The 23,804-nt window shown below is 62.5% G+C and carries 22 protein-coding genes; 14 read left to right on the top strand and 8 right to left on the bottom strand.

The genetic code is table 11. The features are described 5' to 3' along the window. Positions 1–108 precede the first annotated feature (108 nt). The 5 genes from IAE38_RS21735 to dksA all read right to left on the bottom strand — a co-directional run bounded on the left by IAE38_RS21735 (position 109) and on the right by dksA (position 6,274). Complete coding sequence (locus tag IAE38_RS21735) at positions 109–1,551, bottom strand: sigma-54-dependent transcriptional regulator (protein WP_028632608.1); 1,443 nt, start codon at positions 1,549–1,551, stop codon at positions 109–111. Between the two features lie 4 nt (positions 1,552–1,555). Then, the gene (locus tag IAE38_RS21730; RefSeq protein WP_201165295.1) at positions 1,556–4,531 is read right to left on the bottom strand and encodes a sensor histidine kinase; all 2,976 of its coding nucleotides are present in this window, start codon (positions 4,529–4,531) and stop codon (positions 1,556–1,558) included. Continuing rightward, a complete protein-coding gene (locus IAE38_RS21725; RefSeq protein WP_003250005.1) occupies positions 4,515–4,691 on the bottom strand; it encodes a hypothetical protein in 177 nt (58 codons plus the stop codon). Before IAE38_RS21725 ends, IAE38_RS21730 begins: the two co-directional genes overlap by 17 nt. Before the next feature lie 185 nt (positions 4,692–4,876). Continuing rightward, positions 4,877–5,764 (bottom strand): tRNA glutamyl-Q(34) synthetase GluQRS, encoded by an 888-nt coding sequence (gluQRS, locus tag IAE38_RS21720; protein ID WP_201165293.1) that lies wholly within the window; start codon positions 5,762–5,764, stop codon positions 4,877–4,879. Positions 5,765–5,827: 63 nt separating this feature from the next. Continuing rightward, positions 5,828–6,274 carry an RNA polymerase-binding protein DksA gene (gene dksA / locus IAE38_RS21715; protein WP_028632605.1) on the bottom strand — a complete coding sequence of 149 codons (447 nt, stop codon included), beginning with the start codon at positions 6,272–6,274 and terminating at the stop codon, positions 5,828–5,830. A 211-nt stretch (positions 6,275–6,485) separates the two neighbouring features. Here dksA and IAE38_RS21710 point away from each other — a divergent pair, with 211 nt between their 5' ends. After that, the gene (locus tag IAE38_RS21710; RefSeq protein WP_201219203.1) at positions 6,486–7,658 is read left to right on the top strand and encodes a pyridoxal phosphate-dependent aminotransferase; all 1,173 of its coding nucleotides are present in this window, start codon (positions 6,486–6,488) and stop codon (positions 7,656–7,658) included. Next, on the top strand, positions 7,658–8,371 hold the full coding sequence (gene sfsA / locus IAE38_RS21705; RefSeq protein WP_201219202.1) for a DNA/RNA nuclease SfsA: 714 nt from the start codon (positions 7,658–7,660) through the stop codon (positions 8,369–8,371). Before IAE38_RS21710 ends, sfsA begins: the two co-directional genes overlap by 1 nt. Here sfsA and IAE38_RS21700 read toward each other — a convergent pair. After that, positions 8,361–8,678, bottom strand: a complete 318-nt coding sequence (locus IAE38_RS21700) for a Rieske (2Fe-2S) protein (RefSeq protein WP_028632602.1) — start codon at positions 8,676–8,678, stop codon at positions 8,361–8,363. The genes sfsA and IAE38_RS21700 overlap by 11 nt on opposite strands. A 146-nt stretch (positions 8,679–8,824) precedes the next feature. Between IAE38_RS21700 and IAE38_RS21695 the strand changes: the two genes are divergently transcribed. The 3 genes from IAE38_RS21695 to IAE38_RS21685 are packed head-to-tail and all read left to right on the top strand — an operon-like array spanning position 8,825 to position 11,510. Beyond that, on the top strand, positions 8,825–9,709 hold the full coding sequence (locus IAE38_RS21695) for a heme/hemin ABC transporter substrate-binding protein (protein ID WP_201219201.1): 885 nt from the start codon (positions 8,825–8,827) through the stop codon (positions 9,707–9,709). Between the two features lie 50 nt (positions 9,710–9,759). Next, positions 9,760–10,743: a FecCD family ABC transporter permease gene (locus tag IAE38_RS21690; protein WP_201219204.1), complete on the top strand. Its 984-nt coding sequence runs from the start codon at positions 9,760–9,762 to the stop codon at positions 10,741–10,743. Beyond that, positions 10,743–11,510 (top strand): heme ABC transporter ATP-binding protein, encoded by a 768-nt coding sequence (locus IAE38_RS21685; protein WP_201219200.1) that lies wholly within the window; start codon positions 10,743–10,745, stop codon positions 11,508–11,510. Before IAE38_RS21690 ends, IAE38_RS21685 begins: the two co-directional genes overlap by 1 nt. 207 nt (positions 11,511–11,717) lie before the next feature. On the opposite strand, the gene IAE38_RS21680 is transcribed toward IAE38_RS21685, so the two are convergent. Both IAE38_RS21680 and IAE38_RS21675 read right to left on the bottom strand, forming a co-directional pair. Further along, entirely contained in the window at positions 11,718–11,996 is a 279-nt protein-coding gene (locus IAE38_RS21680; RefSeq protein WP_201165287.1) for a TfoX/Sxy family protein, read from the bottom strand. 151 nt (positions 11,997–12,147) lie between these two features. After that, complete coding sequence (locus IAE38_RS21675; RefSeq protein ID WP_201219198.1) at positions 12,148–13,710, bottom strand: bifunctional aminoglycoside phosphotransferase/ATP-binding protein; 1,563 nt, start codon at positions 13,708–13,710, stop codon at positions 12,148–12,150. Positions 13,711–13,825: 115 nt separating this feature from the next. Between IAE38_RS21675 and mrcB the strand changes: the two genes are divergently transcribed. The 9 genes from mrcB (at position 13,826) to msrQ (ending at position 23,699) form a co-directional block, all read left to right on the top strand. After that, the gene (gene mrcB, locus IAE38_RS21670) at positions 13,826–16,147 is read left to right on the top strand and encodes a penicillin-binding protein 1B (protein ID WP_201219196.1); all 2,322 of its coding nucleotides are present in this window, start codon (positions 13,826–13,828) and stop codon (positions 16,145–16,147) included. A gap of 27 nt (positions 16,148–16,174) precedes the next feature. After that, entirely contained in the window at positions 16,175–16,960 is a 786-nt protein-coding gene (locus IAE38_RS21665) for a tetratricopeptide repeat protein (protein WP_201219194.1), read from the top strand. Further along, entirely contained in the window at positions 16,957–17,292 is a 336-nt protein-coding gene (locus IAE38_RS21660; RefSeq protein ID WP_328804905.1) for a YqcC family protein, read from the top strand. The genes IAE38_RS21665 and IAE38_RS21660 overlap by 4 nt, the downstream gene beginning before the upstream one ends. Positions 17,293–17,699: 407 nt before the next feature. Further along, positions 17,700–19,424, top strand: a complete 1,725-nt coding sequence (locus IAE38_RS21655) for an acetolactate synthase 3 large subunit (protein ID WP_201219193.1) — start codon at positions 17,700–17,702, stop codon at positions 19,422–19,424. Position 19,425: 1 nt separating this feature from the next. Then, entirely contained in the window at positions 19,426–19,917 is a 492-nt protein-coding gene (ilvN, locus tag IAE38_RS21650; protein WP_003250040.1) for an acetolactate synthase small subunit, read from the top strand. Between the two features lie 58 nt (positions 19,918–19,975). Then, positions 19,976–20,992, top strand: a complete 1,017-nt coding sequence (gene ilvC, locus IAE38_RS21645) for a ketol-acid reductoisomerase (RefSeq protein ID WP_003250043.1) — start codon at positions 19,976–19,978, stop codon at positions 20,990–20,992. A 151-nt stretch (positions 20,993–21,143) separates the two neighbouring features. Then, on the top strand, positions 21,144–21,995 hold the full coding sequence (gene pssA / locus IAE38_RS21640; RefSeq protein WP_028632592.1) for a CDP-diacylglycerol--serine O-phosphatidyltransferase: 852 nt from the start codon (positions 21,144–21,146) through the stop codon (positions 21,993–21,995). 79 nt (positions 21,996–22,074) lie between these two features. Next, positions 22,075–23,088, top strand: a complete 1,014-nt coding sequence (gene msrP / locus IAE38_RS21635; RefSeq protein ID WP_201165282.1) for a protein-methionine-sulfoxide reductase catalytic subunit MsrP — start codon at positions 22,075–22,077, stop codon at positions 23,086–23,088. Further along, complete coding sequence (msrQ, locus tag IAE38_RS21630) at positions 23,088–23,699, top strand: protein-methionine-sulfoxide reductase heme-binding subunit MsrQ (protein WP_201219192.1); 612 nt, start codon at positions 23,088–23,090, stop codon at positions 23,697–23,699. Before msrP ends, msrQ begins: the two co-directional genes overlap by 1 nt. Positions 23,700–23,804: the final 105 nt, after the last annotated feature.

Below are 23,804 nucleotides of genomic sequence, written 5' to 3'. Positions count from 1 at the left end.
GGGTAACAGATTTTTACGGTGGGTAGTGTGGGGGATGGGGCCCGCAGGGGGCGAACGTCGTGGGTGCCTATCGGGGACCATACCCGGCAGGCACTCGCGATGATGGTGTCACTCGCTGGTCGCGTTACTCTTGCGCCGCGGAATGCCCAGGCGCTGGCGGCGTTCCCACAGGCACTTGCGGCTGACCCCAAGCTTGCGTGCCAGCTCGGTTTCGGTCATGTGGTCCTGGTGCTCCAGCACGAAATGCTGGAAGTAGTCTTCCAGTGACAAGTCCTCGGTAGGCTCATGGCTGGCATTGCCGGCGCTGGCGACGGTCAGTGCGTTGTCCAGCAGTTCATCTTCTTCAAGGTCGCTCAACTCGATGTCGATGCCCAGCAGCTCTGCGGAGATCTCCGGGCTCTCGCTGAGGATCACCGCCCGCTCGACCGCGTTTTCCAGCTCCCGCACGTTGCCTGGCCAGCTGTAATGACGGATGGCTTGCTCGGCCTCTGGCGAGAACTGCAGGTCGTCACGGCCAATACGGGCACTTTGCCGTGCCAGGAAGGCACTGGCGATTTCGTTCACATCGCTGCCGCGCTCGCGCAGGGCCGGCAGCTTCAGGGCGATAACGTGCAGGCGGTAATAAAGGTCTTCACGGAACTGGCCGGCCTTGGCCAGGTTCTTCAGGTCACGGTGCGTGGCGGCGATAAGGCGAACGTCCACCTTCTGCGATTGCACAGAACCCACCCGGCGAATTTCACCCTCTTGCAGCACCCGCAGCAGGCGGGCTTGGGCTTCCAGCGGCAGCTCACCGATTTCATCGAGGAACAGTGTGCCGCCGTCCGCCGCTTCTACCAGGCCAGCCCGGCCGGCACTGGCGCCAGTGAACGCGCCTTTTTCGTGGCCGAACAGCTCGGACTCGATCAATGTTTCGGGGATGGCGGCGCAGTTCACCGAAATCATCGGTGCCTTGGCGCGGCGCGACAGGTTGTGCAGGGCGCGGGCAACGAGCTCTTTGCCGGTACCTGACTCACCTTGGATCAGTACATTGGAATCGGTGGGTGCCACCTTGCGGATCTTGCTGAACATGTCCTGCATCGGCGGGCACGAGCCGATGATACCGATCTCGCCATTGGCCGAGGCCGCTGCGCTCTTGTCTGCGGCCGCCGCCTTGCCAGCCGCGGGCCGTGGCTCAGCCACCGGTGCAGGTGCCGGGGCGTTCTGCCGGTCGCGCAGGATGCGTGCTACGGCCTGGAGCATTTCGTCGTGATCGAACGGCTTGGCGATATAGTCAACCGCACCCATCTTCATCGAATCCACGGCCGAGCGCAGGCTGGCGTAGCTGGTCATGATCAGTACCGGGGTACCCTGCCCAAGCTTGATCAGCTCGGTGCCAGGGGCGCCGGGCAGGCGCAGGTCGCTGACGATCAGGTCGAAGGTGGCAATGCTGAAGCGTTCCTGGGCTTCCTGCACCGAGCCGGCTTCGCTGACCTGGTACTGGTTCCGCTCAAGCAGGCGACGCAGGGCCGAGCGGATGATGGTTTCGTCTTCGACGATCAGAATATGCGGCATTGATTCAATTCTCTCGACGGTCTCGAATGTCAGGGGACGTCGCTACGACATGCCGGGGCAGGGTCACGCGGATCCGTGTGCCACGTTGCCGTTCGGTGTCGGCCGGGCTGTCGATGGTAATTTGTCCATAATGCTCTTCCACGATGGAATAGACCAGCGCGAGCCCCAGTCCGGTTCCCTCACCCGGGTCCTTGGTGGTGAAGAACGGTTCGAACAGGCGGTCCATGATGTTCTTCGGGATACCGCTGCCTTCGTCTTCGACGATCAGGTCAACGGTGTGCTCGCACGCGGTACTGCGCACCCGCACGGCGCTGCCGGGCGGCGAAGCATCACGGGCGTTGGAGAGCAGGTTGATCAGTACCTGCGCCAGGCGCTGTGGGTCGCCTTCGGCCCAGTGGTCCGGGTCGCACAGGTTGAAGAACTGCACCTCGAAATTGCGCCGGTTCAGGGCCAGCAGGCCAATGGCGTCCTGCGCCACCTCGGCCAGGCACACGGGCTCCTCGCTGTTCTGGTGGCTGCCGCCCGCATGGGCAAAGCTCATCAGCGACTGCACGATGCGCGAGACACGCTTGGTCTGTTCAAGGATCTGGCTGGACAACTCGATGATTTCGCCGTCGCCTTCGCGCTCTTCGCGCAGGTTCTGGGCGAGGCAGGCAATGCCAGTGATCGGGTTGCCGATTTCGTGCGCCACACCCGCCGCCAGGCGGCCGATGCTGGCCAGGCGCTCGGAGTGCACCAGTTTGTCCTCCAGCGCCTGGGTGTCGGTAAGGTCTTCTACCAGCAGCACCAGGCCGCTGTTACCCGGGGCCAGCGGCTCGTCGATGGCAGCTTTGTGCAGGTTCAGCCAGCGCGGTTGGCCATCGAGGGCCAGGCGCTGCTTGTGCAGGTGTTCGTCGGGGACGTTGATGAAGCCCAGCAGCAACCCGCGCCAGGGTTCGTCGATGGTGATCAGGCGCGAACCCACCACATGCTTGGCGGCGATGCCGGTCAGCTCCTCCATGGCCTTGTTCCACATCAGGATCTCCTGGTCCTTGGCCAGCGAGCAGACACCCATGGGCAGCTCTTGCAAGGTCTGGCGGTGGTAGCGGCGCAGGGCGTCGAGTTCGGCGGCAAGGCCGGTGAGGCGTGAGTGGTAGTCCTCGAGCCGGCTTTCGATGAAGTGGATGTCCTCGGTCACGTAGTTATCGTTACCGGACTTGTAGGGCAGGAACGTCTCGACCATGTCCTGGGCCACGCTCGGCCCCATCAGGCCTGACAGGTTGGCCTCGATGCGATCGCGCAAACGGCGCAGGGCATACGGGCGGCGCTCGTCGAATGGCAGGTACAGGTCGCGCAACGCCTGCTCCACCTCTTTTTGCGCGGCCTTGGCACCCAGGGGTTTGGCCAACTGGGTGGCGAATTCCTGCGGGGAGGCGGCGTGCAGCTCGCGGCGCTGAGGGCGGCGTACGTTGTCCACGGCGCAGGCTTCGGCCGCGCCCATCTCCTCGTTACTGGCGTTGGTGAACAGCGAGATCAGGGTGAACAGCAGCACGTTGGCGGCCAGCGAAGCGATGGCGGCCATGTGCCAACTGGTGTCATCCAGTACATAGATCATGTCCAGCAGCGGGATGTAGAAGCCTTGCAGGTTACCCAGCAGCGGTAACAGCATGGTGCCCATCCATACCAGGGTGCCGGCCAGCAGCCCGGCAATGAACCCGCGACGGTTGGCCGTAGGCCAGTACAGCACCGAGAGCACGCCTGGCAGGAACTGCAAGGTGGCGACGAAGGCGACGATGCCAAGGTTGGCCAGGCTCTGGTGGTTGCTCTGGGTGAGGTAGAACATGAAGCCGGCAGTGATGATGGCAACGATCAGCGCCCGGCGAGTCCACTTCAGCCAGCGGTAGATGTTGCCCTCGGCCGGCGGCTGGTACAGCGGCAGTACAAGGTGGTTGAGGGCCATGCCCGACAGTGCCAGGGTCGTGACGATGATCAGGCCGCTTGCCGCCGACAACCCGCCCACATAGGCCAGCAACGCCAGGGCCTGGTTATTGGCAGCGATCCCCAGCCCCAGGGTGAAGTATTCCGGGTTGGTACTGGCCCCCAGGCGCAGACCGGCCCACAGCACCAGTGGCACCGCCAGGCTCATCAACAGCAGGAACAGGGGCAGGCCCCAGCTGGCACTGACCAGCGAGCGTGGGTTGAGGTTTTCAGTAAACGCCATGTGGTACATGTGCGGCATGACGATGGCCGAGGCGAAGAACACCAGCAGCAGGGTGCGCCATGGGCCTTCCTGCAGCGGTGTGTGCAGGGCGGCCAGGGCCGTCTGGTTCTGCAGCAGCCACACTTCCAGCCCGTGCGGGCCACCGAACACGCCATACAGGGCGTACAGGCCGATACCGCCCAGGGCCAGCAGCTTGATCACCGACTCGAAGGCGATGGCGAACACCAGGCCTTCGTGCTTTTCGCGGGTGGCAATGTGCCGTGAGCCGAAAAAGATGGTGAACAAGGTGATCAGTGCACAGAACGCCAGGGCTACCCTGGCCTTGACCGGTTCACCCGTGAGGATACTGATGGAGTCCGCCACCGCCTGGATCTGCAGGGCCAGCAATGGCAGTACGCCGATCAGCATGATGACGGTGGTGAGGGCGCCCGCCCAGGTACTGCGGAAACGAAACGCCAGCAGGTCGGCCAGCGAAGAGAGCTGGTAGGTGCGGGTGATCTTCAGTATCGGGTACAGCAGCACCGGCGCCAGCAGGAATGCCCCCGAAACCCCCAGATAACAGGCCAGAAAACCATAACCGTATTGATAGGCGAGCCCCACCGAACCGTAGAACGCCCAGGCGCTGGCGTATACGCCCAGCGACAGGGTGTAGGTCAGTGGATGGCGGATGATCGAGCGCGGGATCAGCCCTCGCTCGCTGACCCAGGCCACGCCGAACAGCACCATGAGGTAGCCGGCGCTGATCAGGATCATCTGGGTGAGGCTAAAGCTCATCGGCATCTCGTTGGCTCTGCAGGATGAAGGTGACGACGATCAGGATCAGCCAGAGCAGGTAGGGGCGGTACCAGGCTCCGGTCGGTTCGATCCACCAGTCCATGATGGCCGGGGAGAACAGGTAGATCCCCACGACCAGAAGCAGGACCAAACGATAGATGTACATGCTGGCCTCGAGGGTTGGGCGCTGAGGGCGTGAACCTATTATTGGCGCAAATGGCTGGGCGGATGCTAGCGGGAATCGACGGTGTTAGCCAAGGGTTTGAATTTGCTGGGCTTTTGATTTCTGTGTGGCTTGCGTGTGGCGGGCCGGTCGCGGGCGAACGCGCCCCCGCGGAAGCACATGGCCGGCTAGTGTAAATCCGCTTCGGGCACCGTGGTCCGCTGCGCGATTGCCTGCGGCCGCCATTGCTCGCGGGCCACTGCCAACACCTGCGCGGGCGTGGCCAACAGCAGCTCAGGGGCCGCCTCTTGCCCCAGTGCCCGCAGCGCCCGCAGCAACAGCGGGGTGGCCTGCTCGGCCTGCAATGGCGGCGAGCGGTACGACTTGCCCAGCTTGTGCCCATCGGGCTGCACAATCAGCGGGATGTGCAGGTAGCGCGGTTGCGAAAAGCCCAGCAACTCTTGCAGGTAAAGCTGGCGCGGGGTGTTGTCGAGCAGGTCGGCACCGCGCACGATGTCGGTCACCCCCTGCCAGGCATCGTCCAGCACCACGGCCAGTTGATAGGCGTACAAGCCATCACGGCGCTGGATCACGAAGTCCCCCACCTCACGGCCCAGATGCTGCTGGAACGGCCCTTGTACCCGGTCGGTGAAGCGGTAGATCAGCTCGGGTACGCGCAGCCGGATGGCAGCGCCCTCGCGGCCGTGCCCGGCGTTACGGCAAAAGCCCGGGTAAATACCGTTGTAGCCTTCCAGCTGCTTGCGCGAGCAGGTGCAGGCATACGCCAGGCCCATGTTGAACAGGCGGTCAACCACATTGGCATAAGCCTCATGCCGCTGGCTCTGGAATACCACTTCACCGTCCCACTCCAGGCCGTAACGCTCCAGGGTCTGCAGGATGGCATCGCGGGCGCCGGGCATTTCCCTTGGGGGGTCGGTGTCTTCCATGCGCAGCAGCCAGCGGCCGTTGGCGGCACGTGCGTCGAGCCAGGAGGCGAGGGCAGCCACCAGCGAGCCGAAATGTAGAAAACCGCTGGGCGTTGGGGCGAAGCGCCCAATGTATCGGGAGTCGGTCATGGTCTGGCTGGGCATATAAATGAAACAGGGCGCATGATGCGCCCTGTTCGGATGAGAAGACGGTCAGCCTTTGCCGACAGTCTTTTCCTTCTTCTCGGCAATTTCCTTGCAGTCGAAGCACAGATCGGCGGTCGGGCGGGCCTCGAGACGGCGCAGGCCGATTTCGATGCCGCAGGATTCACACCAGCCGTACTCTTCGTCCTGAATCTTTTGCAGGGTCTTGTCGATTTTCTTGATCAGCTTGCGCTCGCGGTCGCGGTTGCGCAGTTCCAGGGCAAATTCCTCTTCCTGGGATGCACGGTCTGCAGGGTCCGCGAAGTTGGCTGCCTCTTCCTTCATATGGTCGACGGTCTTGTCGACGCCGATCATCAGCTCTTGCTTCCAGCCAGTGAGAATCTTGGTGAAGTGCATGCGCATGGGCTCGCCCATGTACTCTTCCCCTTTGGTCTCTTTATAGGGCTCGACACCGTACATGGTTTGACCGGTTTTTTGCTTTTCTACGGTGGACATGAATAGACCGCCTCTCACTCATCTGATCCAATGCGCAGGATGCTCCGTCTCCGGCGACCGCCGGCCCTGCGACTGCGAGCCGCCGAACTTACCAGATAGATCGGGGGTGCGCTACCCCGCCCGATCCTGCTTACTGACAGCCGCGCGAGCGGGACGTTCGATCGTTCACAGGGGTAGAATCTGCAGTTTAGTCTGCAATTGAGAGAAGGACATGGCTCACCCCTACAGTGCGCGCAGCCGCGCCATCGAACCCTTCCATGTCATGGCGCTGCTGGCTCGGGCCAACGAGCTGCAGGCAGAGGGCCATGATGTGATCCACCTGGAGATCGGCGAGCCGGACTTCACCACGGCCGCCCCCATTGTCGCGGCCGGCCAGGCGGCCCTGGCAGCAGGGCATACCCGCTACACGGCGGCCCGTGGCCTGCCCGCTCTGCGACAGGCCATCGCCGGCTTCTATGGCCAGCGTTACGGCCTGAGCATCGACCCCGAGCGAATCCTGATCACCCCAGGCGGTTCGGGTGCTTTGTTGCTGGCCAGCAGCTTGCTGGTAGACCCCGGCAAACACTGGTTACTGGCAGACCCGGGCTACCCCTGCAATCGCCACTTCCTGCGCCTGGTCGAGGGCGCGGCACAGCTGGTGCCCGTGGGGCCAGAGGTGAACTACCAGTTGACGGCGGGGCTGGTGCACCAGCATTGGGACGAGAACACGGTGGGTGCCCTGGTGGCGTCGCCTGCCAACCCCACGGGTACGGTACTGAGCCGTGACGAACTGGCCAGCCTGGCCAGCGCCACACGCGAGCGCCATGGCCACCTGGTGGTGGACGAGATTTACCATGGCCTGACCTACGGTCTGGATGCCGCAAGCGTGCTGGAAGTGGATGATTCTGCGTTCGTGTTGAACAGTTTTTCCAAATATTTCGGTATGACCGGCTGGCGCCTTGGCTGGCTGGTGGCGCCACCGGCGGCCGTTGCCGACCTCGAGAAACTGGCGCAGAACCTCTACATCAGTGCGCCCAGCATGGCTCAGCATGCGGCATTGGCATGTTTCGAACCCGAAGCCCTGGCCATTTTCGAAACGCGCCGCGCCGAGTTTGCCCGCCGGCGCGATTACCTGTTGCCGGCATTGCGTGAACTGGGCTTCGGCATTGCCGTTGAACCCCAGGGCGCGTTCTATCTGTATGCCGACATCAGTGCGTTCGGTGGGGACGCATTCGCCTTCTGCCGGCATTTTCTGGAAACCGAGCACGTCGCCTTCACGCCGGGGCTGGACTTTGGTCGCCACCTGGCCGGCCATCACGTGCGCTTTGCCTACACCCAGAACCTGGCGCGTCTGGAACAAGCCGTGCAGCGCATCGCCCGTGGCCTGCAGAGCTGGCAAGGCTGATGCGGTTTTCTCCAGCACTCGAAGAAGGCCGCCTGCTGCGCCGCTACAAGCGGTTTCTAGCGGATATCGAAACAGCCAATGGCGAGCTGATGACCCTCCACTGCCCGAACACGGGCTCCATGCTCAATTGCATGGGTGAAGGTGGGCGGGTGTGGTTCAGCCGCTCCAACGACCCCAAGCGCAAGTTGCCAGGCACCTGGGAAATCAGCGAAACACCCCAGGGCCGCCTGGCGTGCGTGAACACTGGGCGCGCCAACGGCCTGGTGGAAGAGGCCCTGCGTGCAGGCACCATCGTGGAACTGGCCGGGTTCACCGCCTTGCGCCGGGAAGTGGCCTACGGCGACGAGGGCAGCCGTATCGACTTTCGCCTGGAGTTCGAAGGCGCACCGGCCTATGTCGAAGTGAAAAGCGTCACCCTGGGCTACCCCGACAGTACAACGGCGGCGTTCCCGGACGCGGTGACTCAGCGGGGTGCCAAGCATCTGCGCGAGCTGGCCACCCTTGCCCGGCAAGGCATTCGGGCGGTGCAGCTTTATTGCGTCAACCTGACCGGCATTGATGCGGTGCGCCCGGCTCGGGAAATCGATGCAGCCTACGCCGAAGCGCTGCAGGCGGCGGTAGCCGCCGGGGTGGAGGTGCTGGCCTATGGCACGCGCTTGGACGCCGAAGGCATTGTCATCGACCGGCGCCTGCCGGTGCTGCTCACACCTTGAGCCAGATGCCCTGGCTGTTTTCCACGCAGCCCAGGGCCTGCAATTGCTCGCCCTCGCAGGGCCCGGCCACGCATTCGCCGGTTTCGATCAGAAACAGTGCGCCATGGTGCGTGCAATAGATAAGGCTGGCACTGTCATCGAGGAAGGTCTCCTTGAGGCTGTTGAGCGGTATGCCCCGGTGCGGGCAGTTGTTGCGGTACAGGTAGACCTGGCCTTGTCGTCGCACACCCAGCAACAGCAGGTCGTCTACGCTGAAAGCGCGGCTTTGGCCTTCGGCCAGGCCTTGGGAGGGGCAAAGGTAATGCATGGCGAAAAGCTCGTGATACAGAAGGTGGCTTGACGCTTCAATGCGAACCATTATCAAATGGCCCGTTCTCATTGCGTCCAGCCGCCTATGGTGCGCAGTAATGCCCCGCGCTACAAGGCGTGTGGCCAGCCTTTGAAAGGAAACCGATGATGCGCTTTCTATTTGCTCCGCTCGCCCTGTGTGCTGGCCTTGTGCTTTCTGGCCATGGGCTGGCGGCTGAACTGCCCCAACGCTGGGTGAGCGCTGGTGGGGCCTTGAGCGAATGGATCAGCGCACTGGGCGGTGAGGCACACCTGGTGGGTGTGGATACCACCAGCCAGCACCCGGCGTCGTTGAAGGCGCTGCCGAGTGTAGGGTATCAGCGGCAGTTGTCTGCTGAAGGCATCCTGAGCCTGCGCCCGGATGTACTGGTAGGCACCGAAGAAATGGGCCCGCCGCCGGTGCTGACGCAAATCCGCAAGGCCGGTGTGCAGGTTGAGCTGTTTTCAAGCAAGGCTGAGGTACTGGCGGTGGACCAGAACCTCGCGCGGCTCGGCCAGTTACTGGGTGCGCAGGCACAGGCGCAGGCCCTGGCGGCAAACTACCGTCAGCAGCTCGATGCACTTCACGCGCAGGTGCATGAAGCCCAGGCCGGGCGGCCGGCACCGGGTGTGTTGCTGTTGGTCGGGCATGCCGGGGCCAAGCCGCTTGTTGCAGGGCAAGGCACTGCGGGGGACTGGGTACTGACTCAGGCGGGTGGGCGCAACCTGGCAGAACACCAGGGTTACAAGAACTTTTCCAACGAAACGTTGGCAGCCCTGGACCCGGATGTGATCGTGTTCTCCGACCGCGCGCTTGCCGATGAGCAGGCTCTGCAAGCCCTGCTGAAAGAAAACCCGGCACTGGCCGCTTCACGCGCTGTGCGTGAGAAACGCCTGGTGTCATTGGACCCGACCTTGCTCGTGGGAGGGTTGGGGCCGCGCCTGCCAAGCACGCTGCAGGCATTGGCTACCTCGTTCTATCCGGCAACTCCAACCCTCTCAAACCCATGAGGCCGCGTGTTCGGCCCCGCACCCTGTTCGTCTGCCTGGGCGGGCTATGCCTGCTCTCGGTGTGGCTGTCCCTGGCGCTGGGGCCTGTCAGCCTGCCCCTGCTGGACACCCTGCGCGCGGGCCTGCGCCTGCTGGGTTTGCCCATCGCCGAGGACGGTCTGCAACAAGCACAGATGATCCTTGGGCAAATCCGTGTGCCGCGTACCCTGCTCGGCCTGGCAGTGGGTGCAGTGCTGGCATTGTCGGGGGTCGCCATGCAGGGGCTTTTCCGCAACCCGTTGGCGGACCCGGGGCTGGTAGGTGTGGCGGCGGGGGCTGCGGTAGGTGCGGCGGTGGCCATCGTCGGTGGCAGCTGGCTGGGGGGCATGCCAGAGGCGCTGGCCCCGTACCTGCTGTCGCTCTGTGCGTTTCTGGGAGGGCTGGCCGTCACTGCATTGGTGTATCGCCTGGGGCGACGTGACGGTCAGACCAACGTGGCCACGATGTTGCTGGCCGGCGTTGCGATGACGGCGCTCGGGGGGGCTGCCGTGGGGCTGTTCAGCTACCTGGCAGACGACGCCACCCTGCGCACCCTGACGTTCTGGAACCTCGGTAGCCTCAATGGCGCCAGCTACGAGCGGGTGTGGCCGTTGTTGCTGGTGGTTATCGCCGTGGCGGTGTGGCTGCCGCGCCGGGCCGGGGCGCTCAACGCATTGCTGCTGGGTGAGTCGGAGGCTCGCCATTTGGGTATTGATGTGGAGCGGCTGAAGCGTGAGCTGGTGTTCTGTACTGCGCTGGGCGTCGGGGCAGCGGTGGCTGCGGCGGGGCTGATCGGGTTCGTTGGGTTGGTTGTGCCGCACCTGGTGCGGCTGCTGGCAGGGCCGGATCACCGCGTGGTGTTGCCCGCTTCACTGCTGGCAGGCGGCGTGCTGATGTTGCTGGCCGACCTTGTTGCGCGGCTGTTGCTCGCCCCAGCGGAACTGCCCATCGGCATCGTCACCGCCTTTATTGGAGCGCCGTTTTTTCTGGTCCTGCTGATTCGGGGGCGCAACTGATGCTGCAAGTCGAGGGCCTGTACCTGCGCCGGGGCAACCAGCCGGTGTTGCACGGCATTGACCTGCAGTTGCTGCCCGGGCAAGTGGTCGGTGTACTCGGCCCCAACGGTGCGGGCAAGAGCAGCCTGCTGAGCGTGCTGTGCGGCGAGCTTCAGCCTGACCGTGGCCACGTGACCTTGCAGGGAAGGGACCTGCGCGACTGGCCTGGGCAGGCGCGCGCACAACGGCTGGCCGTGTTGCCGCAGGTCGCCAGCCTGGGCTTTGCCTTCAGGGTGGACGAAGTGGTGGCCATGGGGCGACTGCCCCACGCGACCGGGCAGCACCGAGATGCGCAGATCGTCGAGGCAGCGCTGCAGGCTGCAGATGCATTGCACCTGCTCGATCGCAGCTACCTGGCGTTGTCGGGCGGCGAGCGCCAGCGGGTGCACCTTGCTCGCGTGCTGGCGCAATTATGGCCTGGGCAAGACGGCGCCACCCTGTTGCTTGATGAACCCACCTCGATGCTCGACCCCTTGCACCAGCACACTACGCTGGAGGCGGTGCGCCGCTTCGCCGACCAAGGGGCGGCGGTGCTGGTGATTCTGCACGACCTCAACCTGGCGGCGCGCTATTGCGACCGCATCCTGTTGTTGGAGCAGGGGCGCTGCCATGCATTCGCCACGCCGCAGGCCGTGCTGACACCGGCTGCATTGAAGGCGGTATACGGGATCGACGTGCTGGTGCAGGCGCATCCTGAGCGAGGGCATCCTTTGATCATTGCCCGGTAGGTGATTGACCCGTTGCCGGGTAGGCAGCGTCGAGAAACCCTGGGCAAAAAAAGACCCGGCAAAGTGCCGGGTCAATAACCGTGATTAGCCTGATGAGGAGATAATCTGAGAGTCCGAACCAGGGGCTCTGAGGTTATCCAACCAGTCTCGCGACTAGTTGTGATAATCATAACGATTCTCATTACGGCGTCAATCCCCTTTCTACGATTATTTTGCTTTTTTTTGTGCGGGGGCCTTGGCATCCAATTGGCGGTTGAGGGCTTCCTTGCGTTCAGGGGGCAGGTCGTTCCAGTGAATGTCCAGCAAAGCCCCCTCGATGGCGTACAGCAGCACCTTGGATGCACGAAAACCTCGTGTCTTTACCGCTTGATAAGCGCCAACTGCACCGAGCCTGCGCAGGTCGGATACGCTGTGGATGCCGGCTGCATGCAGCCATTGGGCAGAGGTTTTGCCAAGGTTTTTCAGGTGCTGCAACTCATCGTTCATCAAGCCTCCTTGCGATGGCTGAACGGGTCCTGTGGATAAATCGCGAGCAGGTCAATGAGCAGTGTAGCGGGGGATGAAAAATGCGCGGCCTTTTGCCAAGGCTGCCTGGGATGCCTCGCCGGCATCGGTACCGGCGAGGGGCATTAGGCCGTTAGAGCCCTGGCAGGCGCTGACGGATCTGCTCGATCACCTGGTCCATGCTGCTGCCAACCTGTGTATCGACGGGCATGCTGTGCCCGGCCTCCTGGGCGTCCAGCGGCTCGCGGCTGGCCTGCTGAGCCTTGATCACCTCCAGGGTGGCGTCCGACGGGTCGCTGGCATCGGCCTGGCGCTGTTGCAACCAGCTGGCGATCACCGCATCCGGCGCCTGGCAATCCAGGATCAGCAACGGCACGCCGGTCTGGCTGGCCACCTCTGCCGCAGCCTGGCGTTGTTCGCGCTTGAGGTAGGTGGCGTCCAGTACTACCGGAAAACCTGCACGCAGAATGGTGGCGGCCAACTGGTGAAGGCGCTGATAGGTGGCTGCACTGGCCTCCTGATCATAGATCCCGGCGCTCAGTTGGCCGGTAGTTGTCTGCTGCTGTTCACCGAACAGGCGCTTGCGTTCAACGTCCGAACGAACACGCACGGCACCGAGGGCTTCGACCATGCGCATGGCGACGTGGCTTTTGCCCACCGCCGATACACCGTGGGTGATTGCCAGCAGGCGAGAGGGGATGGCGCTGTAGCTTTCGGCCAGGTTGGCGTAATTGCGGTAGGTGCGCAGGGTGGTTGCGCGCTGCACGCCGGTGGCATCGGCAGGCATGCTGAACAAGGCGACCTTGGCCCTTACCAGCGCACGGTAGGCTTTGTAGAAATTAAGCAGTTCCAGGCCTTCGTAATCGCCGGTCAGCTCCAGGTACTGGCTGATGAAGCGCCGCGCCAGGCTCTTGAGCCCACGGTCCTCAAGGTCCATGGCCAGGAAACCGGTATCGGCATAGACGTCGGTGAGGCGGAAGGGCTCGTTGAACTCGATGCAGTCGAAAATCACCACCTTGCCGTCGATCAAGGTGGCATTGCCCAGGTGGATATCGCCGTGGCACTCACGGATGAAGCCATTGGCCTTGCGCTTCTCCAGCAGGCCGTGCAAGCGATCGAAGCTGCTGCGCGCCCAGGCTTGCAGGGCGTCTAGCTGCTGCAGGTCGGCCGCGTCACTCAGGAACGGGCGGATCTGCTCGAAGTTCTGTTCCACGGGCGCCATGACGCTGTCTGGGGTGCCTAATGGGTGATCAACCGGTACGCGTGGGGCTTGCAGGTGGAATTCTGCGATTTGACGGGCCATCTGGTCGATATGCTCGGCGGTCAGTTCGCCATTGGCTTGCAGGGTAGACAGCATCTGGCCTTGGGGGAACTGGCGCATTTTCAGCGCATATTCGATAGCCTGGCCTTCCCCGCCCAGTTGGGGGGCCTCGGCAGAGCCGGTGATGGGCAGCACGTCCAGGTACAGGCCTTCGGTCAGGCGCTGGTTCAGGCGCAATTCTTCGTTACAAAAATGCTGGCGCTGGTCCAGGCCGGTGAAATCGAGAAAGCCGAAGTTCATCGGCTTCTTGATCTTGTAGGCGAACTCGCCGGTGAGCAGCACCCAGGAGATATGCGTCTCGATGAGTTGGAACCCCTCCACGGGGTGGGGGTACAGGGTGGGGTTCTGCAGCGCATTGATCAGGGCTTGGCTCACGGGCAATCCTTCCGGGGGCAGGGAATTCGAATGCGCCATTATGGTCAATGGTGCCGTCCCTGCCTACCGCCGGGCCGTCTGCCCAGCCTTCGTAAAGTGCGTATAATCCGCCGCCATGACTCGAACCCGAAATCCCCGTACCCCTCAAAAACGCCCGACCGGCCGCTCCCGTGCCTGGCTGGGCTGGGCCTTGAAGCTCAGCCTGGTGGCCCTGGTGATCGTCGCCGGCTTCGCGGTTTACCTCGATGCTGTCGTCCAGGAAAAGTTTTCTGGCAAGCGCTGGACGATCCCGGCCAAGGTGTATGCCCGGCCACTGGAGCTATTCACCGGGCAGAAGCTGAGCAAGGACGACTTCCTGACCGAGCTCGATGCACTGGGCTACCGGCGTGAAAGTGCCGCCAACGGCCCCGGCGCGGCAGCGGTCAACGGCAACACCGTCGACCTCAATACCCGTGGCTTCCAGTTCTATGAGGGGATGGAGCCTGCACAGTTCGTGCGGGTGCGGTTCTCCGGCGACTATGTGGCGGGCCTGTCCGGCGCCAACGGCAAGGCCGTTGACGTGGTGCGCCTGGAGCCGCTGATGATCGGTGGTATCTACCCGAAAAACCTCGAAGACCGCATTCTGATCAAAATCGACCAGGTGCCCAAGTACCTGATCGAAACCCTGGTGGCCACCGAGGACCGCGACTTCTACAGCCACTTCGGTGTCTCGCCCAAGTCCATCGCCCGGGCCATGTGGGTCAATACCTCGTCCGGCTCGATGCGCCAGGGCGGCAGTACCCTCACCCAGCAGTTGGTGAAAAACTTCTACCTCACCAGCGAGCGCAGCCTGAGCCGCAAGCTCACCGAAGCCATGATGGCCATGCTGCTTGAGCTGCACTATGACAAGCGTGAAATCCTCGAGGCCTACCTCAACGAGGTGTTCGTCGGCCAGGACGGCCAGCGCGCAGTGCATGGGTTTGGCCTGGCCAGCCAGTTCTTCTTCAGCCAGCCGCTGTCGGAGCTCAAGCTGCACCAGATCGCGCTGCTCGTCGGCATGGTCAAGGGGCCGTCCTACTACAACCCGCGCCGTTACCCGGACCGCGCACTGGCCCGGCGTAACCTGGTACTCGACCTGGTTGCCGAACAAGGTGTAGCCAGCCAGGCCGAAGTGGATGCCGCGAAAAAGATGCCATTGGGTGTGACCGCACGCGGCAGCCTGGCCGACAGCTCGTTCCCGGCCTTCCTGGACCTGGTCAAGCGCCAGTTGCGCCAGGATTACCGCGATGAGGACTTGACCGAAGAAGGCCTGCGGATCTTCACCAGCTTCGACCCCATCCTGCAGATGAAGGCCGAAACCTCAATGAACGAGACCTTCAAGCGCCTGGCCGGGCGCAAGGGTGCCGATGAGGTGGAGTCGGCGATGGTGGTCACCAACCCGGAAACCGGTGAGGTGCAGGCGATGATCGGCAGCCGCCAGGCGGGCTTCGCCGGCTTCAACCGGGCGATCGATGCGGTGCGCCCGATCGGCTCACTGGTCAAGCCGGCGGTGTACCTCACCGCGCTGGAGCAGCCCAGCAAGTACACGCTCACCAGCTGGGTACAGGACGAGCCGTTCTCGGTCAAAGCCGCCAACGGCCAGGTATGGCGCCCACAAAACTATGACCGGCGTCCGCACGGCACCATCTACCTGTACCAGGGCCTGGCCAACTCCTACAACCTGTCCACCGCCAAGCTTGGCCTGGAAGTAGGCGTGCCGAACGTGATCAAGACCATCGGTCGCCTCGGGGTGGATGTTGACTGGCCGGCATTCCCCGCGATGCTGCTGGGCGCTGGCGGCATGTCGCCGGTGCAGGTGGCGACCATGTACCAGACCATTGCCAACGGTGGCTTCAACACGCCAATGCGCGGTATCCGCAGCGTGCTCACGGCTGAGGGCGAACCGCTCAAGCGCTACCCGTTCCAGATCCAGCAAACCTTCGACCCGGCGGCCATCTACCTGGTGCAGAACGCCATGCAGCGGGTGATGCGCGAAGGTACTGGTCGCTCGGTGTACAACACCCTGCCGCGCACGCTGACCCTGGCCGGCAAGACCGGTACCAGTAACGATTCCCGTGACAGCTGGTTCTCCGGTTTCAGCCAGGACCTGCTGGCGGTGGTCTGGATGGGCCGTGACGACAATGGCAAGACCCCGTTCACAGGTGCCACGGGTGCGCTGCAGGTGTGGACCAGCTTCATGAAGAAGGCGGACCCGCTGCCTCTGGACATGCCCCAACCCGACAACGTGGTGCAGGCGTGGATCGACCCCAACAGCGGCCAGGGGTCGGATAGCAGCTGTCCGGGAGCGGTGCAGATGCCGTATATTCGCGGGAGCGAACCGCCCGCCGGCGCGGCCTGTGGCGGCGAGCAGAATCCGGCTGAGTCGGTCATGGACTGGGTCAAGGGCTGGATGAATTAAGCACAGGCTGCATTGAAGAGGTGTGACGTGAACAAGTGGCTGTTTCCTGCCGTGATGGCGCTGGCAGTGCTCCAGGGGTGCGCCAGCGTCCCGCGTGGCAATATCCCGGTGGTCGATTCCAGTACCCGCGTATCCAATAGCGAACGCGTCACGGCCAAACGCCCGACCGGCGGCTACAACGCGGGCACCGCGCAAGCGCAAACCCTGCCTGAAGACTCCGGGGTCACCGTGATGATCCCGCAGGGCGCGGGTGCCTCCGGCATCCAGACCTTCCCGGCCTCCAACGGCGCAGCGCCCATCAGCACCGGGCCTGTTTCGGCAGGGCCGGTCACCTCGGAGCCGGCTGCCTCGGCGCCTGTGGCCACCGACCCCAACCCGATCGCCGACGAGCCGTTCGACATCGCGTCGATGAGTGCCCCCAAGGCAAGCAGTGCGCCGACCGGCATCCCGCGCAGCAGTGCCAGCGGCGGGCTATCGGCTGACGAGCAGTTGGACGGCCCGGTACTGGCCTTGCTGACCACCGCCCAGTCGCAGCAGGGCAGCGGTGACTTCAACGGCGCCGCCTCGAGCCTGGAGCGGGCGCAGCGCATTGCACCGCGCGAGCCGCAGGTGCTTTACCGCCTGGCGCAGGTGCGTCTGTCGCAGGGGGATGCGGCGCAAGCCGAGCAGCTGGCCCGTCGCGCCCTGACGTACGCCAATGGCCGCCCCAGCCTGCAGGCCGAGTTGTGGAACACCATCGCCCAGGCCCGCGACAAGCAGGGTGACAGTGCCGGTGCGGCATTGGCGCGGCAGAAAGCGCGGGTGAGTTCGTGACAGTCGAGCAGCGGGTGCTCGACATCGCTGATCACCTGATGCTGATCGAGCGCGAAATGCAGGTGCAGGGCTGGTGGGGCAATGAAGCGCCGAGTGACGAGGCACTTGAGAGCACGGTACCGTTCGCCGTCGATACCCTGAGCTTCGAGCAGTGGATGCAATGGATTTTCCTGCCTCGCATGAAGATCATCATCGAGCTGGGCCACCCGCTGCCCAGCGCCTCGGGCATTCTGGTAATGGCCGAAACCGTGTTTGCCGACCGGCCCGAGCAAAGCCGGGAGCTGCGCCGGCTGTTGGCAGTGTTTGACCAATTGATCGCTGCTAAAGCCTGATTTCTTCCAATTTTCCTTCAAGGGCCGCAGATTGTGGCCCTTTTTTATGGAAATCTTATTGTTTCTGCTGCTTAAGAGATTTTTAGTGGTGGCAGGAATTCATCTTGAGGAAAAATTGGCAATAATTTTTCTTGACTTGTAGGCGCTTAATCACAAGAATCCAATCTCCGCTTTAGAGGGACTGCCAGAAGCAGACCCGCTAAGCAGATCATGAGGCGCACACCCGCGCCGACCTGTTACACCCCGCAACGCGTTACCTCGCGCTGGGTGGGAAAACCCCGCAACACTCTGGGGGCTCCCAATACTTGCTCAGTCAGTGCTGACGTTCGCTCATGCTCTGCTTGGCAGTAAACCTATTAAGACCCGCCCGGTTGGGGCGGTATTCTGGCGTTTTAGAGGTGAACAACGTGGAGCTTTTATCTGGCGCTGAGATGGTCGTCCGCTTCTTGCGTGACGAAGGCGTTAAGCACATCTACGGGTACCCTGGTGGTGCTCTCCTGCATGTCTATGACGCGCTGTTCAAAGAACCGGAAGTCGAGCACATCCTGGTTCGTCACGAGCAGGCGGCAACCCATATGGCGGACGGCTACGCCCGCGCCACCGGCAAGGCCGGCGTGGTGCTGGTAACTTCCGGCCCGGGTGCGACCAATGCCATCACCGGCATCGCCACGGCCTACATGGACTCGATCCCGATGGTCATCCTGTCTGGCCAGGTGCCCAGCACCATGGTCGGTACCGATGCCTTCCAGGAAACCGACATGATCGGTATCTCGCGGCCTATCGTGAAGCACAGCTTCATGATCAAGAACCCCACCGAGATCCCGGAGATTCTGAAAAAGGCGTTCTACCTGGCGCAATCCGGTCGCCCAGGCCCGGTCGTGGTCGACATTCCAAAAGACATGACCAACCCGGCTGAAAAGTTCGAGTACGTCTACCCGAAGAAGGTCAAGCTGCGCTCCTACAGCCCGGCCGTCCGTGGGCACTCCGGGCAGATCCGCAAGGCTGCAGAAATGCTGCTGGCGGCCAAGCGCCCGATCGTTTATGCCGGTGGCGGTGTGATTCTGGGGGGTGGCTCTGAAGCCCTGACCGAAATCGCCAAGTCGTTGAACCTGCCGGTCACCAACACCCTGATGGGCTTGGGCGGCTTCCCGGGTACCGACCGCCAGTTCCTCGGCATGCTCGGTATGCACGGCAGCTTCACGGCCAACATGGCCATGCACAATGCCGACGTCATCTTTGCCGTCGGTGCGCGGTTCGACGACCGTGTGGTCAACGGCCCGGCCAAGTTCTGCCCGAACGCCAAGATCATCCACATCGACATCGACCCTGCCTCGATCTCCAAGATGATCAAGGCCGATGTGCCTATCGTAGGCCCGGTCGACAGCGTGCTGGGCGAAATGCTCGGTATCCTCAAGGAAATCGGCGAGCAGCCCGACAAGGCCTCGCTGGACGCCTGGTGGAAGCAGATCGACAAATGGCGCGGTGATGGCGAACTGTTCCCGTACGACAAGGGCGATGGCAACGTCATCAAGCCGCAAAAGGTCATCCAGACCCTGTGCGAAGTGACCAACGGCGATGCTTTCGTGACGTCGGACGTGGGCCAGCACCAGATGTTCGCTGCCCAGTACTATCGCTTCAACAAGCCTAACCGCTGGATCAACTCCGGTGGCCTGGGCACCATGGGCTTTGGCTTCCCGGCGGCGATGGGCATCAAGCTCAACTTCCCCGACCAGGACGTGGCCTGCGTTACCGGTGAAGGCAGCATCCAGATGAATATCCAGGAGCTGTCCACCTGCATGCAGTATGGCCTGCCGGTCAAGATCGTGAACATGAACAACGGCGTGCTGGGCATGGTGCGCCAGTGGCAGGACATGGCCTACAACGGTCGTCACTCCCACTCGTATGTCGAGTCGCTGCCTGACTTCATCAAGCTGGCCGAGGCCTATGGCCACGTGGGTATCCGCATCACCAGCCTGAAGGACCTCAAGCCCAAGCTCGAGGAAGCCTTCGCGATGAAGGATCGCCTGGTGTTCATCGACATCGCGATCGACCGCAGCGAGCACGTCTATCCGATGCAGATCAAGGATGGCTCGATGCGTGACATGTGGCTGAGCAAGACGGAGCGTACCTGATATGCGGCATATCATTTCCCTGCTGCTGGAAAACGAACCCGGTGCCTTGTCCCGTGTGGTCGGCCTGTTCTCCCAGCGCAACTACAACATCGAAAGCCTGACCGTGGCGCCGACCGAAGACCCGACGTTGTCGCGTCTGACGCTGACCACCGTTGGCCATGATGAAGTGATCGAACAGATCACCAAGAACCTGAACAAGCTGGTCGAGGTGGTCAAGCTGGTCGACCTCTCGGAAAGCGCCCATATCGAGCGCGAACTGATGCTGGTCAAGGTCAAGGCCACCGGTGCTCAGCGTGCCGAGATCAAGCGCACCACGGATATCTTCCGTGGCCAGATCGTCGATGTCACTGCCAGTGTGTACACCGTGCAACTGAGCGGTACCAGCGACAAACTGGACAGCTTCATCCAGGCCATCGGCACCGCATCGATTCTCGAAACCGTGCGCAGCGGCGTTACCGGCATTGCCCGTGGCGACAAAGTGCTCAGCATCTGAATTCAACAACAAATTAGCGATGGCTCCGCAGGGGCCGAGATATAACCAGGGGTATTTCATGAAAGTTTTCTACGATAAAGACTGCGACCTTTCCATCATCCAGGGCAAGAAAGTCGCCATCATCGGCTACGGTTCCCAGGGCCACGCACAAGCGTGCAACCTGAAGGACTCCGGTGTAGACGTTACCGTCGGTCTGCGTAAAGGTTCGGCTACCGTTGCCAAGGCTGAAGCCCACGGCCTGAAAGTTGCCGACGTTGCCACCGCTGTCGCTGCGGCTGACCTGGTCATGATCCTGACCCCGGACGAGTTCCAGGGCGCGCTGTACAAGAACGAAATCGAGCCGAACATCAAGAAGGGCGCTACCCTGGCCTTCTCCCACGGCTTCTCGATCCACTACAACCAGGTTGTTCCGCGTGCGGACCTCGACGTGATCATGATCGCGCCGAAGGCACCGGGCCACACCGTGCGTTCCGAGTTCGTCAAGGGCGGCGGTATCCCTGACCTGATCGCCATCTACCAGGACGCCTCCGGCAATGCCAAGAACGTTGCCCTGTCCTACGCTTCGGGCGTAGGTGGTGGCCGTACCGGCATCATCGAAACCACCTTCAAGGACGAGACCGAAACCGACCTGTTCGGCGAGCAGGCTGTTCTGTGCGGCGGTACCGTCGAGCTGGTCAAAGCCGGTTTCGAAACCCTGGTCGAAGCAGGCTACGCGCCTGAAATGGCCTACTTCGAGTGCCTGCACGAACTGAAGCTGATCGTTGACCTCATGTACGAAGGCGGCATCGCCAACATGAACTACTCGATCTCCAACAACGCCGAATACGGTGAGTACGTCACCGGCCCGGAAGTCATCAACGAAGAATCCCGCAAGGCCATGCGCAATGCACTCAAGCGCATCCAGGACGGCGAATACGCGAAGATGTTCATCTCCGAAGGTGCTACCAACTACCCATCGATGACCGCCAAGCGCCGCAACAACGCCGCTCATGGCATCGAAATCATCGGCGAGCAACTGCGTTCGATGATGCCGTGGATCTCGGCTAACAAAATCGTCGACAAGACCAAGAACTAAGGTTTGTCGAGTGATTAAAAAACGCGGCCTCGGCCGCGTTTTTTCGTTCTGGCAGCCAGCTTCTGGTATAAAGCAGACCAGTGGCCTGCCGTCAGAACCTGTTTAGCAGGCCCGTGTCGAACCTTTTCCACCCTGTTGCAAGGTACCCTCCATGAGCGAACGTCCCGAAGAGCCGAACAAGCCCTCCGACGCCGAAAGCCTGCTACCTGTCGATGAGCACGTTGAAGAAGGGCATGACGCCGAAGGGCGCAAGGTGCGCCACCGTGGCATCTACCTGCTGCCCAACCTGTTCACCACCGCCAACCTGTTTGCCGGTTTCTACTCCATCATCAGCTCGATGAGCGCCCAGAGCGCGCTCAGTGCCGGTGACCCGCGCGAAGCGAGCAAGTATTTCGCATTCGCCGCCATCGCGATTTTCGTCGCCATGGTGCTCGACGGCCTCGATGGCCGCGTGGCCCGTATGACCAACACACAAAGCGCCTTTGGCGCCGAGTATGACTCGCTGTCCGACATGGTCGCCTTCGGCGTGGCCCCGGCACTGCTCGCCTTCGGCTGGGCACTGGGTGACATGGGCAAAGTCGGCTGGATGGTCGCCTTCATCTATGTGGCCGGTGCTGCGCTGCGCCTGGCGCGCTTCAATACCCAGGTGGGCACTGCCGACAAGCGTTACTTCATCGGCCTGGCCAGCCCGGCGGCTGCAGGTGTGGTTGCCGGTACCGTCTGGGCTTTCAGCGACTATGGCATCCAGGGCTCCAAGCTCTCGTTCCTGGTGGCGCTGCTGGTGGCTGCTGCTGGCATGCTGATGGTCAGCAACATCAAGTACAACAGCTTCAAGGAACTGGACCTGAAAGGCCGTGTGCCATTTGTGGCCATCCTTGCCGTGGTGCTGGTGTTCGCCGTGGTATTCAGTGACCCACCGCGCATTCTGCTGCTGATCTTCCTCGCCTATGCCGCCTCGGGGCCAATCCAGTTCCTGCTGCGGGCACGCCGGCGAAAGGCGTGACAAACATTTAATGATGGAATAACCCTCCGGCTCCATAGTCCTACTGGTATATCCGTTATCCAGTGCTGTGGAGCCGCTCATGCTTATCAAGCTTCCCAGGTCTTCCGAGTGCAAGGCATCGGAGATCACGCCCGAAGGCATCTACCTTTCTCGTCGTGCGCTTGTCGGCGGTTCGCTGGCTGGCTTGGCCCTGGGCGCTTTGCCGCGCGGCGCGAGCGCGGCCGAAGCCTCGCGCTATGCCGATGTTCAGGCCGGGCGCGCGCCAGGGTGGTTCACCGACAAGCTGCACGATACCCGCTGGCAGGCAGTAACGGCTGACGCAGAGGCGATCACGCCTTACAAGGACGCCACCCATTACAACAACTTCTATGAGTTCGGCCCTGACAAGGGTGACCCGGCGGCCAATGGCGACAGCCTGCAAACCGAGCCCTGGAGCATTGTGGTGGATGGCGAGGTGGCCAAGCCTGGGCGCTATGCACTGGAAGACTTCGTCAAACCCTACCAGCTCGAGGAACGTATCTATCGGTTGCGCTGCGTGGAGGCATGGTCGATGGTCATACCCTGGCTGGGCTTCCCGCTGGCCCAGATACTCAAGCAGGTGCAGCCAACGTCCAAAGCGCGTTTCGTGCGCTTCGAAACACTCAAGGACCCGGAGCACATGCCTGGGCAACGGTCCGGCTTCGCCCTGATCGACTGGCCTTACAGGGAAGGGCTGCGCCTGGATGAGGCGATGCACCCGCTGGCGATTCTTGCGGTCGGCATGTATGGCCGCGAGCTGCCCAACCAGAACGGTGCGCCTCTGCGCCTGGTGGTGCCGTGGAAGTACGGTTTCAAGAGCATCAAGTCGATCGTGCGTATCAGCCTGGTAGCCGAACAACCGGGCACCACGTGGGAAGGGCTCGCACCGGATGAATATGGCTTCTACGCCAACGTGAACCCCACTGTGGACCATCCTCGCTGGAGCCAGGCACGTGAGCGGCGGCTGCCCAGCGGGCTGTTCAGCCCGAATGTACGCCAGACACAGATGTTCAATGGTTATGCCGATGAAGTGGCGTCGCTGTATACCGGGCTCGACCTGCGGAAGAACTACTGATGCGCTACCCCTGGTTACGCCTGGCCATTTTCGTGGTGGGTTGCCTGTTCCCGGGTTGGTGGCTGTATGAGGCAGCGATGAGCCTGCTGGGCCCGGACCCAGGCAAGATCCTGATGGACCGTCTTGGGCTTGGTGCGCTGACATTCCTGCTGGTGACGCTGAGCATGACACCTCTCCAGAGAATCACCGGCTGGGCGGGCTGGGTGGTGATCCGGCGGCAGTTGGGGTTGTGGGTATTTGCCTACATCGTGTTGCACGTGCTGGCGTACCTGTTCTTCATCTTGGGGCTGGACTGGGGGCAGTTGGCCGTTGAGCTGCGCAAACGGCCCTACATTATTGTGGGTACGCTCGGGTTCATTGGGCTGCTGGCGCTGGCGGTTACCTCGAACCGTTACAGCCAACGCCGGCTGGGCGCTCGCTGGAAAAGGCTGCACCGCTCGGTCTACGTGATACTCGGCCTGGGGCTGCTGCACTATTTGTGGATCGTGCGTTCGGACCTGAGGGAGTGGGCGATCTATGCATTTGTGGGTGCCTTGCTGATGGTATTGAGGGTTCCTGTGGTTTCCAGGGTTCTGCCTCGGGTTGTGCGGGGGCGGGGCAGGGGTGGGTGAGGGCTTGTAGGTGCCCGCCTCAACCCGGCTGCAAACCTTGTTATTCCAATTCATTGAAATAAACGGTTGACGCCCTCTCGAATCCCCTTATAATGCGCCCCACTT

It is taken from the genome of Pseudomonas sp. S32, from assembly GCF_016648095.1.
Taxonomy (GTDB): domain Bacteria; phylum Pseudomonadota; class Gammaproteobacteria; order Pseudomonadales; family Pseudomonadaceae; genus Aquipseudomonas; species Aquipseudomonas parafulva.
This window is presented reverse-complemented; position numbering and strand designations above follow the sequence as displayed.

Bases quoted from the DNA above. Each gene is read 5' to 3' on its own strand.
- IAE38_RS21735 (WP_028632608.1), bottom strand. From the start codon at position 1,551: ATGCCGCATATTCTGATCGTCGAAGACGAAACCATCATCCGCTCGGCC.
- IAE38_RS21730 (WP_201165295.1), bottom strand. From the start codon at position 4,531: ATGCCGATGAGCTTTAGCCTCACCCAGATGATCCTGATCAGCGCCGGC.
- IAE38_RS21725 (WP_003250005.1), bottom strand. From the start codon at position 4,691: ATGTACATCTATCGTTTGGTCCTGCTTCTGGTCGTGGGGATCTACCTG.
- gluQRS (WP_201165293.1), bottom strand. From the start codon at position 5,764: ATGACCGACTCCCGATACATTGGGCGCTTCGCCCCAACGCCCAGCGGT.
- dksA (WP_028632605.1), bottom strand. From the start codon at position 6,274: ATGTCCACCGTAGAAAAGCAAAAAACCGGTCAAACCATGTACGGTGTC.
- IAE38_RS21710 (WP_201219203.1), top strand. From the start codon at position 6,486: ATGGCTCACCCCTACAGTGCGCGCAGCCGCGCCATCGAACCCTTCCAT.
- sfsA (WP_201219202.1), top strand. From the start codon at position 7,658: ATGCGGTTTTCTCCAGCACTCGAAGAAGGCCGCCTGCTGCGCCGCTAC.
- IAE38_RS21700 (WP_028632602.1), bottom strand. From the start codon at position 8,678: ATGCATTACCTTTGCCCCTCCCAAGGCCTGGCCGAAGGCCAAAGCCGC.
- IAE38_RS21695 (WP_201219201.1), top strand. From the start codon at position 8,825: ATGATGCGCTTTCTATTTGCTCCGCTCGCCCTGTGTGCTGGCCTTGTG.
- IAE38_RS21685 (WP_201219200.1), top strand. From the start codon at position 10,743: ATGCTGCAAGTCGAGGGCCTGTACCTGCGCCGGGGCAACCAGCCGGTG.
- IAE38_RS21680 (WP_201165287.1), bottom strand. From the start codon at position 11,996: ATGAACGATGAGTTGCAGCACCTGAAAAACCTTGGCAAAACCTCTGCC.
- mrcB (WP_201219196.1), top strand. From the start codon at position 13,826: ATGACTCGAACCCGAAATCCCCGTACCCCTCAAAAACGCCCGACCGGC.
- ilvN (WP_003250040.1), top strand. From the start codon at position 19,426: ATGCGGCATATCATTTCCCTGCTGCTGGAAAACGAACCCGGTGCCTTG.
- ilvC (WP_003250043.1), top strand. From the start codon at position 19,976: ATGAAAGTTTTCTACGATAAAGACTGCGACCTTTCCATCATCCAGGGC.
- pssA (WP_028632592.1), top strand. From the start codon at position 21,144: ATGAGCGAACGTCCCGAAGAGCCGAACAAGCCCTCCGACGCCGAAAGC.
- msrP (WP_201165282.1), top strand. From the start codon at position 22,075: ATGCTTATCAAGCTTCCCAGGTCTTCCGAGTGCAAGGCATCGGAGATC.
- msrQ (WP_201219192.1), top strand. From the start codon at position 23,088: ATGCGCTACCCCTGGTTACGCCTGGCCATTTTCGTGGTGGGTTGCCTG.